This is a genomic window from Streptosporangium sp. G11, assembly GCF_051192615.1.
Taxonomy (GTDB): domain Bacteria; phylum Actinomycetota; class Actinomycetes; order Streptosporangiales; family Streptosporangiaceae; genus Streptosporangium.
In genome coordinates, this window is the sequence record NZ_JBPJUQ010000085.1 from 19,056 (window position 1) to 33,015 (window position 13,960).

The 13,960-nt window shown below is 68.2% G+C and carries 14 protein-coding genes; 2 read left to right on the forward strand and 12 right to left on the reverse strand.

Annotation, left to right across the window (positions count from 1 at the left end; genetic code table 11):
* Window positions 1-13 precede the first annotated feature (13 nt).
* Genes ACSDR0_RS42095 through ACSDR0_RS42105 form a run of 3 tightly spaced genes read right to left on the reverse strand, consistent with a single transcriptional unit; the run spans window position 14 to window position 3,041 of the window.
* Complete coding sequence (locus tag ACSDR0_RS42095) at window positions 14-844, reverse strand: enoyl-CoA hydratase-related protein (protein WP_435294569.1); 831 nt, start codon at window positions 842-844, stop codon at window positions 14-16.
* The gene (locus ACSDR0_RS42100; RefSeq protein ID WP_435294570.1) at window positions 841-1,881 is read right to left on the reverse strand and encodes an acyl-CoA dehydrogenase family protein; all 1,041 of its coding nucleotides are present in this window, start codon (window positions 1,879-1,881) and stop codon (window positions 841-843) included. Before ACSDR0_RS42100 ends, ACSDR0_RS42095 begins: the two co-directional genes overlap by 4 nt.
* The gene (locus ACSDR0_RS42105) at window positions 1,878-3,041 is read right to left on the reverse strand and encodes an acyl-CoA dehydrogenase family protein (RefSeq protein WP_435294571.1); all 1,164 of its coding nucleotides are present in this window, start codon (window positions 3,039-3,041) and stop codon (window positions 1,878-1,880) included. Before ACSDR0_RS42105 ends, ACSDR0_RS42100 begins: the two co-directional genes overlap by 4 nt.
* Before the next feature lie 189 nt (window positions 3,042-3,230).
* Here ACSDR0_RS42105 and ACSDR0_RS42110 point away from each other — a divergent pair, with 189 nt between their 5' ends.
* Entirely contained in the window at window positions 3,231-3,455 is a 225-nt protein-coding gene (locus tag ACSDR0_RS42110) for an RICIN domain-containing protein (protein WP_435294572.1), read from the forward strand.
* Window positions 3,456-3,763: 308 nt separating this feature from the next.
* On the opposite strand, the gene istB is transcribed toward ACSDR0_RS42110, so the two are convergent.
* Complete coding sequence (gene istB / locus ACSDR0_RS42115; RefSeq protein WP_435294573.1) at window positions 3,764-4,531, reverse strand: IS21-like element helper ATPase IstB; 768 nt, start codon at window positions 4,529-4,531, stop codon at window positions 3,764-3,766.
* 136 nt (window positions 4,532-4,667) lie between these two features.
* Between istB and ACSDR0_RS42120 the strand changes: the two genes are divergently transcribed.
* Entirely contained in the window at window positions 4,668-4,808 is a 141-nt protein-coding gene (locus tag ACSDR0_RS42120; RefSeq protein WP_435294574.1) for a hypothetical protein, read from the forward strand.
* 23 nt (window positions 4,809-4,831) lie between these two features.
* On the opposite strand, the gene ACSDR0_RS42125 is transcribed toward ACSDR0_RS42120, so the two are convergent.
* The 8 genes from ACSDR0_RS42125 to ACSDR0_RS42160 form a co-directional block, all read right to left on the reverse strand.
* On the reverse strand, window positions 4,832-5,821 hold the full coding sequence (locus ACSDR0_RS42125; RefSeq protein WP_435294575.1) for an alpha/beta hydrolase: 990 nt from the start codon (window positions 5,819-5,821) through the stop codon (window positions 4,832-4,834).
* Window positions 5,822-5,853: 32 nt separating this feature from the next.
* Complete coding sequence (locus tag ACSDR0_RS42130) at window positions 5,854-7,101, reverse strand: MFS transporter (RefSeq protein ID WP_435294576.1); 1,248 nt, start codon at window positions 7,099-7,101, stop codon at window positions 5,854-5,856.
* Window positions 7,098-8,645, reverse strand: coding sequence for a sulfatase family protein (locus ACSDR0_RS42135; protein WP_435294577.1), 1,548 nt, complete (start codon window positions 8,643-8,645; stop codon window positions 7,098-7,100). The genes ACSDR0_RS42130 and ACSDR0_RS42135 overlap by 4 nt, the downstream gene beginning before the upstream one ends.
* Window positions 8,646-8,658: 13 nt before the next feature.
* Window positions 8,659-9,243: a PadR family transcriptional regulator gene (locus ACSDR0_RS42140; RefSeq protein WP_435294578.1), complete on the reverse strand. Its 585-nt coding sequence runs from the start codon at window positions 9,241-9,243 to the stop codon at window positions 8,659-8,661.
* Window positions 9,244-9,283: 40 nt separating this feature from the next.
* The gene (locus tag ACSDR0_RS42145; protein ID WP_435294579.1) at window positions 9,284-10,645 is read right to left on the reverse strand and encodes a sulfatase family protein; all 1,362 of its coding nucleotides are present in this window, start codon (window positions 10,643-10,645) and stop codon (window positions 9,284-9,286) included.
* Window positions 10,646-10,670: 25 nt separating this feature from the next.
* A complete protein-coding gene (locus tag ACSDR0_RS42150; protein ID WP_435294580.1) occupies window positions 10,671-11,630 on the reverse strand; it encodes a formylglycine-generating enzyme family protein in 960 nt (319 codons plus the stop codon).
* Window positions 11,623-12,837 carry a family 1 glycosylhydrolase gene (locus ACSDR0_RS42155; RefSeq protein WP_435294581.1) on the reverse strand — a complete coding sequence of 405 codons (1,215 nt, stop codon included), beginning with the start codon at window positions 12,835-12,837 and terminating at the stop codon, window positions 11,623-11,625. The genes ACSDR0_RS42150 and ACSDR0_RS42155 overlap by 8 nt, the downstream gene beginning before the upstream one ends.
* A 657-nt stretch (window positions 12,838-13,494) precedes the next feature.
* Window positions 13,495-13,713 (reverse strand): hypothetical protein, encoded by a 219-nt coding sequence (locus ACSDR0_RS42160; protein ID WP_435294582.1) that lies wholly within the window; start codon window positions 13,711-13,713, stop codon window positions 13,495-13,497.
* Window positions 13,714-13,960: the final 247 nt, after the last annotated feature.

Here is a 13,960-nt window from a genome sequence, read left to right on the forward strand (position 1 = left end):
GTTCGTTCCCCTGTCAGCGGGGCCGCCGGACGTGCTCGGCTCCTTTCCCGGAGTGGTTCGCGATCCGGGCGAGGATTCGGCGGACCCCTTCGGCGAAGGCCGGGCGGCGGGTGGACCACTCCTGCGCCTCCGCCTCCTCCGCGAGCGCGGTGCCGTGGTCCAGGGTGGTGACGGAGCTCCTCAGGGTGGCGACCAGCTGACGGGTGTAGGCGGCCTCCTGCCTGTCGAGCCGGTGGCCGAGCTCGATCGCGGCCGGCAGCAGCTCGTCGGCGGGCAGGCGGCGCGCGAGCAGCCCCACGGACACGGCCTGCTCGGCGTCCCACACCTCGCCGAACAGGGATGCCAGGGTGGCCTGCTGCAGGCCCACGGCGCGGGTCAGCATCCAGGCGTGCCCACCGCCCGGATGGATGCGCAGCTGGGCGAACCGGGTGTCGAACAGCGCTCGATCGCTTCCCAGCCGCACGTCGCAGGCGAGCGCCAGGTTGAACCCCGCGCCGACGGCCGGTCCGTTCACCGCCGCGATCGTGGCCAGCGGCGACTCCCTGACCCGGAGGAACCCGTCATAGACCTGCCGTACCAGGTGGAAGTCGCCCTCCGCAGCGGCCTGGAGCGTGCTCAGATCCGCACCCGCGCAGAAGGCGGGACCGGTCCCGGTCACGACCACGCACCGGGCCGCCGGATCCGACTCGATCTCGTCGAACACCGCGGACATCGCGGTGACCAGCGGCTCCGACAGGACGTTGCGATGCTCCGGATCGTTCAGCGTGAGGACGGCGACACCGCCGTGACGCTCTACGAGGACGTCGGTGCGGCCTTTGCCTGCTCCTGCGGTCGCCGCCGTCATACGGTCACCCAGTCCCATACGCCGGTCTCCGCCGCCAGCGCGTCCGCCGCGAGCCGTTCGGCCCACGCGCTCTCGGAGCCGTACTCGTCGCGCCAGGACCACATCGCCACCGTGAGCCGGGAGAGCTCGTACTCCCGGGTGACGCCGATGGCGCCGTGCAGCTGGTGGGCGATGCGCGACCCGGTCGACGCGGCGCTCGCGGTGCGGATCTTCGCGGTGGCCGTGGAGCGCAGGTCGGCCGGAGAGGGTGCGGCCGACTGGGTCTCGGCGGCCACGGACACCGCCGCCCGTGCCGCCGCCACCTCCCCGGCCAGGGCGGCCAGCTCGTGCTGAACCGTGGCCAGGCGGGACAGCGGCCTGCCGAACTGCACGCGCTGAGAGCAGTAGGCGACGCTCAGCTCGAGCGCCCGCTCGAGCGCGGCGGCGATCTGCACGCTCCGGGCGAGCGCTCCCAGCTCGCCGACGGCCGACGGGGTGGGCCAGGGGCGGGGCCAGCTGCGGGCGAGCGGGGTGGCGTCCACGACCTCGACGTCGTCGCGCGCCTCTCCGGCCAGGTTGGCGCCCGGGGTGATCTCGGCGTCCGCGCGGTCGACGATCACGAGCTCGTATGCCGTCTTCGCGGTCGGCATGACCGCGAGCAGGTGCGAGGCGTGCCGGGCCCAGGGCACCCGGGCGGCTGAGAACGTCACCGCGCCGTCCAGGATCCCGGCGGCGCGGGCGTCGACCGGGACAACGTACGTGGCGCCAGGGGGAAGTGGGAGACCGGCGCCGGCCATCAGCCGGTTGGTGACGAGGACGACGTCCGCCAGGGGCGACGGCAGTGCCAGGGTCGCGGAGGCCGCGACCACCTCGCACGCGTCGTGGAGCGTTCCGCCCTCGCCGCCGAGCTCCTCGGGGAGCCCGACCTTCGTCCAGCCCTGCGCGACGAGGCCGGCGAGGGCGGTGTGGCCCGTCTCCTCGGTCCAGGCTCCGCCGGGTCCGCGCGACAGCTCCTCGGCGAGCAGTTCCTTCACCGCGATCCTGATCTCGGAGCTCATCGCGACACCAGCTCTCGGCCGACGATCCCGCGCAGGATCTCATTGGTGCCGCCCCGCAGTGTCGCGTCCGGGGCGTGCAGCACCGCCTCCGCGAGCAGGCGGGTGTAGTCGTCCCCGGAGTCGGCGTCGGGCTCCACCGGGGCGAGGGCCCGCGCCGTTGAGACGACCCTGCCCTCGAAGCGGCTGCCGAGGTCCTTGACCAGTGCCGCCCGCACTGACGGCGCCTCGCCCCGCTCCAGGGCGTCGGCCACCTCCCGGGAGAGGCGGCGCAGTGTCCGCAGCTCGGCCAGGAGCTCCCCCAGCGCGGGGTGCGGGACCCCGATCCGGCGGGCGAGCGCGAACAGCAGCGGGGCCGTGGACATGAACCGCTCCGGGCCGCTCCGCTCGTAGGCCAGCTCCGCCATGACCTGCGCCCAGCCCTCGCCCTCCCGGCCCAGCAGCCCGTCGTCCGGAACGGCGACGTCGTCGAGCACGACCTCGTTGAAGTGGTGTCCGCCGTCGAGCGTGACGATGGGGTGTACGGTGACGCCCGGAGCCGACAGATCGACGATGAACTGCGACATCCCCTCGTGCCGGCGGCCAGGGTCCGGAGGCGAGGTCCGGACGAGCGCGATCATGTAGTGGGCGAGGTGCGCATGGCTTGTCCAGATCTTGGTGCCACGCAGCGTCCAGCCGCCGGTGGCGCGCCCGGCGCGGGTCCGAATGGACGCGAGGTCGGAGCCGGTGTCGGGCTCCGACATGCCGATAGCGAAGAAGCGCTCCCCCCGAGCGATCGCCGGCAGGTGGAGACGCCGCTGCGCGGGTGTCCCCAGCTTGAGCAGGGCGGGCCCGACCTGCCGGTCGGCGAACCAGTGCGCGGCCACCGGCGCCCCGGCCGCCAGAAGCTCCTCGACCACCACCAGACGTTCACGCTCGGGCCGCCCGCGCCCGCCGTACTCCTCGGGCCAGGTCATGCCGATCCAGCCCTGTTCCGCCAGGGCCTGGCTGAACTCCGGGGAGGGGGAGGTCATCCACGAGTCGCAGTGGGGCCGAAGGCCGTGGTGGTCGCGCCTATGCGCCAGAAATGCCCGCACGTCCGCCCTTAGCTGGGACTCGCCGGCCTCCTTGGACGGCGACGGGTGGTCGAGCGTCTCACCGACCGGCCTAGTCGACATGGTCATCCGCCGCACCCTTCGATGTGCCGCTCATTCCACCGGAAGTTCCCCGCGGGCGCCGGTGGCACAGGAATGCGGGGCACCTGGGCCGGTGCCCGCGCTAAGTGACGGTAACGGCCCCCACGGAAGTATGTCAACGATAGCGTTGATACGGCTGTGCCGTGCTTCGGTTGTGCGTGGGAGGCCGTCCGCCCGATGGTCCCGGCCGGCCAGGGCACCGCGAACGGCACCCAGATCCAGGTCTGGGATTGCAGTGAATTCGGCGCCCAGCAGTGGCAGAGCGTCGGCAACGGCCAGCTCCGCAACCCGCAGTCGGGCCGTGTCCTGGACGTACCCGGCGGCAACACCGCCAACGGCACACGCCTGCAGATCTGGGACGCCAACAGCAACGCCTGGCAGAGGTGGACCCTGCCCACCTGACCGGCCGGGACCATCGGGCGGACGGCCTCCCACGCACAACCGAAGCCCAGGTCATCACCGTGATGACCTGGGCTTTCCGTGCACTCGCCCGTATCCCGCCAGCGACCCATGATCCTGCCTATGACGTCGAGAGTCATAAAGGTTGCGTAACGACGAGTACCGTCAGGAAACGTGATGGTCGCGTCGGCCTCCTTGGCTGTCTCAGGGTCATGTTCTTCCCACCACAGGATCAGCATCTCGAAGTGTCAATGGCTAAGTGCGTGTCGCCGTTGGTGGCCAGGAAAAAGTCCCCAGCTCTTTGTAGTTGACTACTTCTTGGTGAGTCGTCCTGGGCGTCGGGTGCGGGCCTGTCGCATGCGGAAGGACTCACCTTCGGTCACCACAACGATGCTGTGGTCCAGCAAACTGACCGCGGTGGTGTGCTCGGGCAAGAAGCGCCCCCACTGGTCAAAGGGCCAGTGCGAGCCGATCCCGAGCGCGCGGCGCTCATAAGCGGCGGCAACGAACCGGAACAACAACTGGGTGCCGCTATCGTCCAGCGGAGCGAACCCCACCTCGTCGATGATGACCAGGTCAGCACGGAGCAAGCCCTCGATCACGCGGCCGACGGAGTCGTCGGCCAGACCCCGATAGAGCGTCTCGACCAGCTCCGCGGCAGTGAAATAGCGGACCTTGTGCCCGGCCTGGACGGCGGCGACGCCGAACGCGATGAGGCTGTGGGACTTGCCGGTGTCGGCCGGACCGACCGCGCAGTAGTTCTCCGCGGCACGAATCCACTCCAGTGTGGCCAGGTAGTCGAACGTCGCCCGAGGGATCGAGGAGGCGACCACGTCGAACTCCTCGATCGTCTTGATGACCGGGAACGCGGCGGCCTTCATCCTCATTCGGGCGTTGGAGGCATCGCGGGCGGCCAGCTCGGCATCGATGAGGGTGCGCAGGAACTCTTCGGGGTTCCAGCGCTGGGTGCGGGCGGTCAGGAGCAACTCGGGCGCCAGCCGGCGGATCGTCGACAGTTTCAGACGGCGTAACCCGCCATCGAGGTCGGCGGCCAGGGCGGGAACAGCCGGCGCGGTCATGACACCTCTCCGATCTTGTCGAGGGCGTAGGCCGACAGCGGCCACGTCGCCACCTGCGGCAACTCCAAAACGAGGGCCTCTCCGGTGCCACCTGCCCCCGACGTACGGCGCCCGGCTCGCCGCAGCGGCATAGCCGTTGACCGCGCTCGGAGTGCACCGCGTCGCGCGGGCTGTCACGGCCTTCGCGGCGACGCTGACCCGCGACCGTGACCAGGTGACCGAGCACGCCTGGGGCGACGCATACCTGCGCCTAGAACTCGCTCTGGACCTACGCTGACCGTTTGCGGCGAGTCAGATCGACTACGCTCTCCCTTCTCGGTCGCTGACACGACGGATGCGGCGTTCGTACAGAGCGGAGAGCGCGCGGGCCGCCTCCGCGCGGAAGCGCCGTCCGACTGGCAGGATCCTGGTGAAGGCCTGCATTCCGTGTGCGAGTCCCGGGTAGACGGTCAGCGTGACCGGTACGGCCGCCTCCCGGAGCCGGTCTGCGTAGCGGACGGCGTGGTCGAGCACCACGTCCAGCTCGTTGGCGAGGATGACGGTGGGAGGGAGGCCTTGAAGGCTCTCGGCCAGAAGCGGCGATACGAGGGGATCCTCCGGTCGTGCTCCCGAGCCGGCGTACCGGTCGAAGGTTTGCCGCGCCTGGTCGACCATGACGTGATACCAGGATGGTGCGTCCGCCGGCGCTTGCGGTGGTGCGGTGATGTCCAGGACGGGGATCTCCAGCAGCTGCAGCGCGATCGCCGGGCCGTCCTCGTCGCGGGCGCGCAGGGCTACGGCGGCGGCGAGGTTGGCACCTGAGCTGGTGCCGCCGACGGCGATGAGGGACGGATCGACGCCGAGGTGGTTGGCGTGCTCCGCCGTCCATGTGAATGCGGTGTAGCAGTCGCGCAGGTTGGCGGGGAACGGGTGCTCGGGGATCAGGCGGTAGGCCACGCTGATGACGACGGCGTCGGCGAGCTTGGCCAGGTGGGCGCAGTGCGAGTGGGATGTCTCGAGCGAACCTTGCCACCAGCCTCCGCCGTGGAAGTACACGAGCGCCGCCCGTGCCTGGTCCGGGCTGGCGGTCGCGCCGGGCCGGTACACGCGGGCTTCGATATCGCTGCCTTCGTCGGGGTGGGGAATGCGGAGGGTGGTGACAGTTACGTCGACCGGTGGTTTCTGAACCAGGGGGCCGTATACGGCTTCCGCGGGCTTGGCCGGTCGTTCGGTGGCGGACGGCTGCGACACTTTGGTCAGACGTCTGGTGACGGCCGGGATGAGAAGGCGAAGGACTGGGTGAAGTCTCATCGTTGACACGTCCTTGCGTAGGGATGGTGGCGCTAGTCGATGGTCTTCATGGCCTGCACGGCTATGGCCGAGAGAACGGCCGCGACGGACGCTGCGACGAAGATGCCGGCGTAGCCGGTGGCAGTGACGATGAGCCCCGCGATGCCGGGGGCCAGAACATGCGGGAGGCTGTTGGCGACGTTGAGCACGGCCAGATCCCTGGCGGTGTTGGCGCGTTCGGGAAGGATGTCGGCCATCAGCGCCTGGTCGACGGCAAGGTAGGTGCCGAACGCTAGGCCGGCGAGACCGAAGAACGCATAGAACGAGGGCAGCTGGTCGCTCAACGCGGGTGGTAGGACGGCGGCGGCGAGCAGGACAGACGAGCCGACGACGAGGGGTTTGCGGCGGCCCATGCGGTCGGACCAGCTACCGGAAAGCGCTACGCATACGGCGGCTCCCACGGCGAAGACCAGGGTGAGCGATGCGAAGACGCGTCCGGTGTGTTCGGCCGCGACGTGGAAGTAATCGGTGAGCACGTACAGGTGGTACGAAAGGATCAGGTAGAAGGCGAGCAGGAAGAGGAATCGGCCGGCGAAGGCACGCCAGAAGTCGGCGTCCTTCGGCAATTTGAAGGCCGCCCCGATCGAGGGAGGCGGGTTCGGCCGAGAGGGCTGAACGCCGGGACGGCTGGAGGGCAGTTTGCTGACGGTGAGGATGGCGACGAGCGCGGTGATCCACGGAAGGACGACCAGTCCCTGGGCGGGCAGGGTGAGGAACGACGCGGCGGCGAAGCCTCCGAGCGTCTGTCCGAGCAGCAGTCCGAGGCCGGCCAAACCTGAGACGCGACCGTAGCGGGCCCGGTCCACGAGATCGGGTACGAGGGCGAACAGCGCCCCGTGCATGGCGCTTTGCCCGAGGTGATAGAGGGCGTACAGCGTCAGGATGGCAGGCGTGTAGGTGAAGAGACCGACCGCGCTCAGCGACGCGGCGGCGATTAGCCCGCCACCGAGGATCCAGGGCTTGCGTTGGCCGAACCTGCTGCGTGTGCGGTCGGACAGGGTGCCGGAGGCGATCATGCCGAGGCTCGCGCATGCGGCACCGACAGTGGACAGCAGGCCGTAGAAGGCGATCTTCCGTGCTGGGTCGATGTCGGCGACCAGCGCCTGCAGCAGGGTCGCCCCAGCCACCGAGGGTACGGCCCAGCCGAGGTTCGCGATCAGGAGGAGGGCCCCGATGTTGCCCGCCGACGAGGCCGGGGGTGCGGTGGCAACCCTGTCGTCAGGGTCTTCGACGTGTCTCACCGGCGGCGGTCCATGACGTACCGCAGGACGAGCTCCTCGGTCTGCGGTGCGATCTGAGCGTGCCAGGAGACGGGGACCGTCGAGGCGGGTCTTCGCAGTCGCTGCTCGAGATGGTCGGCCAGATGGGCGCGGCCAGTGTCGCGCAGGTGGGCGATGTACCGCGTGGGGTCGTTGTAGTGGGTGGGCCCGACCTGCAATGTCGTTTGCATGGGGTCTGGCAGGCTGCCGGGAGCGCCCGCGTAGGTGTGCCACCATTCCTGCAGGTGGTTGCGCATCGCGGCGGCGAGGTCCGGCTCGTCGGCCAAGACGTCCTGGGTGAGGTGCGGGTCCTTGGCGACATGGAAGAGTTGTTCCGGCTCGGCGCGGAAACATCCGGGGTGGTAGGTGCGGATGTAGAGGTGGTCTCGCGTGCGGACCGCGCGCTGATAGGTGTGCGCGCCGTGGCCGAGGACGAGGTAGGGACGTGAGGGGTGTTCCGCACCGCGTACCGCGTCCGCGAAGGACGTGCCCTGCCAGCCGTCGGGCGTCGGGAGTGAGAGCAGCTCGCAGAGCGTCGGGGCCAGGTCGATGTTGTACAGCAGGGCATCGCAGCGGCGGCGCTCCGCCGGGAGGTCGTCGGTCACGCCGGGCCAGTAGATCACCAACGGCAGGCGTTGGGTCGGTTCGTTGGCCAGGCCGTGCTCGGCGTAGGAGCCGTTCTCGCCGAGCGATTCGCCGTGATCGGCGCTGACGATGACGGCCGTCTCCTCGGCGATGCCGAGCTCGTCAAGCAGCGCCAACAGCTGGCCGAAGTAATGGTCCCAATACATGATCGAGCCGTCGAAGCCGTTGACGAGGTGCTCGAAGTCGGCGCGGTCGCGGATCGCCTCCGGCATGTTGGCATTGGGACTGCCTTGCGGGAAGACGCTGTAGTGCAGGTCGAGGGCGCTGCGTGGGCCGTAGATTTCGGCGTGGCCGGTGATGGTCTCCGCGTCGGGCCATTGCGGGGCAGGACCGGAATCGGCGGCCTTCTGGGTCCATGCCGCTGGTTGCAGGTAGGGGGTGTGCGGCTCCCAGTACGTCGCGTGCAGATACCAGTTGTCCTCGTGCGCGTGGCGCCGGATCCAGTCCATGGCGGTGGCGTTGACGTCGTGCGCCTGCTCGTCGTTGAGCTCTCCGGTGGCCCGGATGGACTCACGGAAGTTGCCCAGAAAGTGATAGGCGCGGTGCCGCTCCGCGAACATGGAGACGGCCGCCGTGTACACACCATGCCGCTGCAGGTGCTGCCCCAGCAGCGGACGGTCGGGTTCGGTGCCGTGGCCCGGATCGAGCCGGAAACGGGCGGCCTCCCCGAAGTGGCCGATGACTCCGTTGGTGATGCCGAACTGACCCGAGGTGAGCGCGGTACGGGAGGGCAGGCACGGCGAGTCGGAGCAGTAGTAGCGGTCGAAGACGACGCCGCGTTCGGCCAGCTCTTGCAGGTGTGGGGTGGTGGGCCGGTGATATCCGTAGGGTTGGGTGTGATCGGCACGTAGAGTATCGACATCCACGTAGATGATTCGCATGTCGTGCCTTCCTTCAGCGGGGTTCTCGCGTTGGGGTGGTGCCGTCAGCGATCTCGAGGCGCGCCAGCGTGAGCTCGAGCCAGGCGATGTAGGCGGCCGTAGAGGCGTAACCGCGCTCGTGCGCGGTCCAGTGCAGTTCCCGGACCCATGCCTCGTCCACCTCTGACACGGGCTCGAATGGGGCCTGGGCGAAGTCCAGCCAGTCCTGGTTGGACGCCTGCGCTCGGCGGTAGTCGAGCTCGGTTCGCAACAGTGCGATGGCGATGTCGCGGCCCAGGGCCCCACCGATGACGAACCGCACCATGAAGTCGGGATCCATGGGCCGGGGCGACGGCTCGTACGGAGAACGCGCCCAGGCCGCGAGCTCCTGCCGGCCTATATCAGTCAGTCGATAGAGCTTGGCATCCGGCTTCCCCTCGCGGGGATCGACCTGGAACTCGACCCAGCCCCGGTCGACGAGTTTCGCGAGGGTCCGGTAGATCTGCGGCAGTTGCACGCCGTACCCCACGTACTGACCTTTGCCCTCCATCCATTTCCGCATGTCGTAGCCGGAGAATGGGCGGAGTCCGAGCAAACCGAGAATGACGTATTCGAGCAACTTTGCTGTTCCCTTGCGTGTACTGGAGATGGGGCGGTCACTAGGTCGTGCGTCGTTCAGCCTCGAAGCGAGCGAAGGCGTCGGCGAGTGGATCGCCGTGGAACTGAAGATCCGCTAGGAGCAACGACCGTAGCTCGTCTCGTTCCTTGCGGTGACGCCCGGTGCCGACCGTGTTGTCGAGAGCGTGGGGGTCGCTGGTGAGGTCGTAGAACTCCTCTGGGCAGCGGGTGCGGTAGAACTCGTTCCGGCGCGCCATCTCGGAATTCTCGGTGCCCTCCTCCAGCATTGCCGGCCAGGTGTGGCCGAACATGTTCTCCGCGCGGTAAGCGCGTTCACCGTCGCTCCAGGCGTTCCAGACGTAGAGGTGTTCGGCGGTCTGGATCGCGCGCATTTCGAAGCGTTCCTTGGCGGCGGTCTCGTGGAAGACGGTAACCATGTGTTCGCGCCCTGCTTGTCGACCGCCGGTGAACAGTGAGGTGAGGCAGCGGCCGTCGAGGTCAGGCCCGGCGTCGACGCCCGCGGCCGTGCACAGGGTGGGAAACAGGTCAAGTGAGCTGACGAAGTGCGAGCCTTCCGTGAGACCGGCGGCGATGTGCCCAGGCCACCTGATGACCAGGGGCGTCCGCGTGCTCTGCACGTAGCAGTTGGCCTTGGCGAACGGGAACGGCATACCGTGGTCGGACAGGAAGATTACGAGCGTGTTGTCGGCCTGCCTGTTGGCCTCGAGGACGTCCAGTACGGCACCGACGACATCGTCGCAGCGGCGGGCCGAGCTGAGATACTCGGCGAACTCTTTCCGCACCAGCGCCAGGTCGGGCAGGAACCCTGGGGGATCGGCCTCTTCTGGGTCGAAGACCTTGGACGGCGGTGGCACGTCCGTCCTGGTCTCCTCGGGCCACCACGCGTGTTCGTTCTCGCTGTCGTGGAATGGGCGGTGCGGGTCGTGGGCATTAGCAAGCAGGAACCAGGGCCGGGACGACTGCGCCGCGTCGGCGATGAATTCGGCGGTGGCCCGCGCGTACGCTTGTGGATCTCGTCCCGTACCCAGCTGATCCGCGGTGCGAATGGTGTCCCAGTGGAATCGTTCCTGCGGAGTGAGGTGACTGACTTTGCCGAGGATGCCGAAGCGGTAGCCGACCGGCCGGAGCAGATCCGGCAGGACGGGCACATCATCGAGGATCGGTTCGAAGCCCTGCGCGCCGTTGCGATGCGGGCGCCGGCCCGTCATCAGAGCCGAGCGGCTTGGCTGGCACACGGCGACGGGCACGTGGGCGCGCAGGAATCGCATCCCCTCGGCGGCCAGGCGGTCGAGACGCGGTGTGGCATTCGCGGTGCCGCCGAAGCATCCGGCAACGGAGGCGTCGAGATCATCGGCGGTGATGAGCAGAATGTTCGGGGTCATCGTTGATCCTTGCCTCGCAAGCGGGTTACCTGGCGGGTAGCGGCGATGCCCGCACGACGCGGAACCCGCAGTTGCCCGTGGAGGATTCGGGGGTGTTCCGTGAGCGCGCCGCCACCCGATACCGGTGGCAGTACGAGCGGTGACATAGGTAGGAGCCACCTCTGGTGACCCGCGCGCTGCCGGAGAGCGGGCCACGGGGGTCATGGAGTGGCGAGTGTTGGTAATAGGAGACGGAGAACCAGTCCGCGCACCACTCCCAGACGTTGCCGGTCATTTCGTACAGGCCGAAGTCGTTGGGGGGAAACGACCGGACCGGCGCGGTGGTGAGAAATCCATCGCTCAAGGTGTTGTGGGTGGGGAACTCGCCGTGCCAGATGTTGCAGAGGTCCGTTCCCTCGGGCGCGAGTTCCTGCCCCCACGGGAACCGGCGTCCCTGGTGGCCGCCACGCCCCGCATATTCCCACTCGGCCTCCGTAGGTAGGCGCGCGCCAGCCCACTCGCAGTAGGCCACCGCATCCCGCCAGGAGACGTGCACGACTGGATGATCGGGCACGTCGGTCCAGTGCGAGTTCCGGCCGGCGGGGTGACACCAGTCGGCGCGCCGTACGTTGAGCCACCAGGCGGCACCCGCGGCCGCGCCCAGGACGTCGCCTGCTGGCGCGCGAAGCGCGGAGTGGAAGACGGCGGACGAGCCGTACCGCTCGGCTTCGGTTCGATACCCGGTCGCCCCGGCGAAGACGGCGAACTCCTGATTGGTCACCGTGGTCGAGCTGATTGTGAAGCCGCTGACCGTGACGCGGTGCACTGGCCGCTCCCCGTCGGACGGGTAGCCTTCCGCGAAGGCGTCGCCCATGGCGAAGTCTCCGCCTGGTAGGTCAACGTAACCGTGCCCTGCCCTCGACCCGCTGTGGCGCTCAGACAACGTAGCCATACGCGGTACTGGCGCCGCCGAGGGCTCCCGCTCTGGATTGCAGCAGCTACTCATCGTTCGCTCTGCCGATCGGCTCCAGGGATGGGATGAGCCCCGACGTGCCGACCTTGCCCAGCCACGCCAACGACGGTTTCGGTGACCTCACAAAGGTGCCGCGGTCGACAGAGACAAGGCCGAACGTCGGACCCCAGCTACCCCACTCGTAGTTGTCGAGCAGGCTCCAGTGGAAGTAGCCCCGAACGTCGATCCCGTCATCCAGCGCCGCCGCCAGCGCGATCAACGCTCCGTGGGTATAAGCGATGCGTTGGTCGTCGTCGCCGGTCGCCACGCCGTTCTCGGTGACGATGACAGGAACAGCTCCCACGACGCGGGCCGCCTCCCGAACCGCTCCGCCCAAGGCCGCGGGATAGTACTCCCAGCCGGTTTGCGTGCGCTGTGCCGACGAACCGGGGGCGGCCGGTCGCACGACATCTCCGTCCAGTACAAGACGGATCCGGGTGTACGCCTGCACTCCGACCCAGTCGTCATCGCGCGACTCCAGGAGAAAGCGGGTCTGGCGCGGATACAGGTACGCGGCAGCCGCCGCGACTGCTGGGAGATCCGGCTGATAGTCCTGAACTGAAATGGACCAGCCGACTCGGACTTCGGGGAGTGCCGCCCGCAGAACGTGCCGGGCCTGGCGATGCGCGGAGACGAGCCCTTGCGCGATAGCCTCCACCGGCTCGGGAAGGCCCTTGGCAAGCCCATCCGGTCCTTGGGCGAGGAGCCGGGGGAAGGCCGCTACCACGTTCGGTTCGTTGATCGTTCCCACGTGCTCGACGTCCTCGAGGATCCCGGCCACCTGAGCCACGTAGCGGGCGAAGAGATCTGGTGCCGCCGGATCGGCCCAGCCGCCTGTGAACCACGCGGGACAGGTGAAGTGGTGGAGGGTCACCAATGGACGCAGACCACGGTGGAGTGCTCCCTCGATCATGTGCCGGTAATGCTCCAGAGCCTCCCCCGAGAACACGCCCGGTTCTGGTTCGATGCGCGCCCACTCGATGCTGAAGCGGTAGTCGCGCAGGCCCACATCGGCTGCCAGATCCATGTCCTCGCCCCACCGATGGAAGCTGTCCACGGCTGGCCCACTGGGTTCTTCGCAGAAGGAACCCGGCATGTTCTCCAAGGCCCACCAGTCGCTGTTCTCGTTGGCCCCCTCCGTCTGATGCGCCGACGTGGCGGCGCCCCACAGGAAACCAGGCGGCAGCGGGATCCGATGCATCGTCACTCCTCGGTGTCACGTCCACGCGATCGCCGGGACAGTCCCGCCGGCCGACGTGGGTCGCTGAAGCTCAAGACCTGATCGGGGCGGGACCACGCCACGGTGCAATGCCGTTGCGCAGTTCGGTGATCGCGCTACCTCACGCCGCGCGGTGTCGGGGTGCTCCCACGCGGATTCATATGTTTGTAACACCATATGCATCTCAACGTCAATATGTGGAGCTTCGTGTGATGGTGCTGCTAGAAACACATGCATCAAGCCCGGCTTCTCTGGCCGTATGTATGCGTAGGAAGCTATGGGTCGAGACTTGCAGAGGTGCCTGTCGCGGCGGGCGCCGCAACGGGATGCGACGGGTCTGCTTGCAAGGCCGTGACGACACATGGGACTGGGACCTGCCGCAGCCGCTCGAGGACGTCGGCGGTGGGAGGACCACCAGGTTCGGCTCACAGGACCAACTCGACACGATGATCCTCATCCCGGCGAACTGGACGGTCGCCAAGCAGTCTCACCAGGCCAGCACCAAGGTCAAGGTCGGGGCAGCATCATCGCGCTCACCCGCACCAAGCAGTGACCGGCCTGGAAGTCGGTTCGGGGGCGACGTGGCCCCGACCGTTGGGCATCGAACCATCCGCTGCCGGCTTTCGGTGAGGTGGGACGTCACGAGGTGGTCGAGGTCTTGTGGCGGCGTGGCATGGTCGGGTGGATGCCGTGCACCAGAAAGGCCATCTGGATCAGCTTCATCAAGCCCTCCGCGCTTTTGACCGTCTGGCCCGTCTTATCCCTGTGCGGTGCCAAAACGGCGAATACTATTGCTGAGCTGAGCGTTCGCAGGGCGATCAGGCCGCTCTGCGGTAAAGACCCCTCAGCAGGCCGCATGGGACGCTGTGTGTGGAGGGGAAGAACGCGGCGTGCACACAACGGCAGGCTCACGTCAAAGCAATGGGCTTGCAGGAGAACAAGGCTCGTAGCCAGGAAAACTACCTGCGTCCCGGGTGGAGTTGCCCCGGTTTGGTGGACACCTGATCTCTGAGGAACCCTGGTTCCCAGAAGAAGGAGTTCACTGTGCCGAACAACTATCCGCCGGAGTTTCGCCGGCAGATGGTGGAGCTGGTGCGCGCGGGAC

Coding starts and splice junctions, on each gene's coding strand:
- ACSDR0_RS42145 (WP_435294579.1), bottom strand. CDS start 10,645: ATGACCCCGAACATTCTGCTCATCACCGCCGATGATCTCGACGCCTCC.
- ACSDR0_RS42125 (WP_435294575.1), bottom strand. CDS start 5,821: ATGAGACTTCACCCAGTCCTTCGCCTTCTCATCCCGGCCGTCACCAGA.
- ACSDR0_RS42110 (WP_435294572.1), top strand. CDS start 3,231: ATGGTCCCGGCCGGCCAGGGCACCGCGAACGGCACCCAGATCCAGGTC.
- ACSDR0_RS42095 (WP_435294569.1), bottom strand. CDS start 844: ATGACGGCGGCGACCGCAGGAGCAGGCAAAGGCCGCACCGACGTCCTC.
- ACSDR0_RS42150 (WP_435294580.1), bottom strand. CDS start 11,630: ATGAGTAGCTGCTGCAATCCAGAGCGGGAGCCCTCGGCGGCGCCAGTA.
- istB (WP_435294573.1), bottom strand. CDS start 4,531: ATGACCGCGCCGGCTGTTCCCGCCCTGGCCGCCGACCTCGATGGCGGG.
- ACSDR0_RS42135 (WP_435294577.1), bottom strand. CDS start 8,645: ATGCGAATCATCTACGTGGATGTCGATACTCTACGTGCCGATCACACC.
- ACSDR0_RS42105 (WP_435294571.1), bottom strand. CDS start 3,041: ATGACCATGTCGACTAGGCCGGTCGGTGAGACGCTCGACCACCCGTCG.
- ACSDR0_RS42100 (WP_435294570.1), bottom strand. CDS start 1,881: ATGAGCTCCGAGATCAGGATCGCGGTGAAGGAACTGCTCGCCGAGGAG.
- ACSDR0_RS42160 (WP_435294582.1), bottom strand. CDS start 13,713: ATGCGGCCTGCTGAGGGGTCTTTACCGCAGAGCGGCCTGATCGCCCTG.
- ACSDR0_RS42155 (WP_435294581.1), bottom strand. CDS start 12,837: ATGCATCGGATCCCGCTGCCGCCTGGTTTCCTGTGGGGCGCCGCCACG.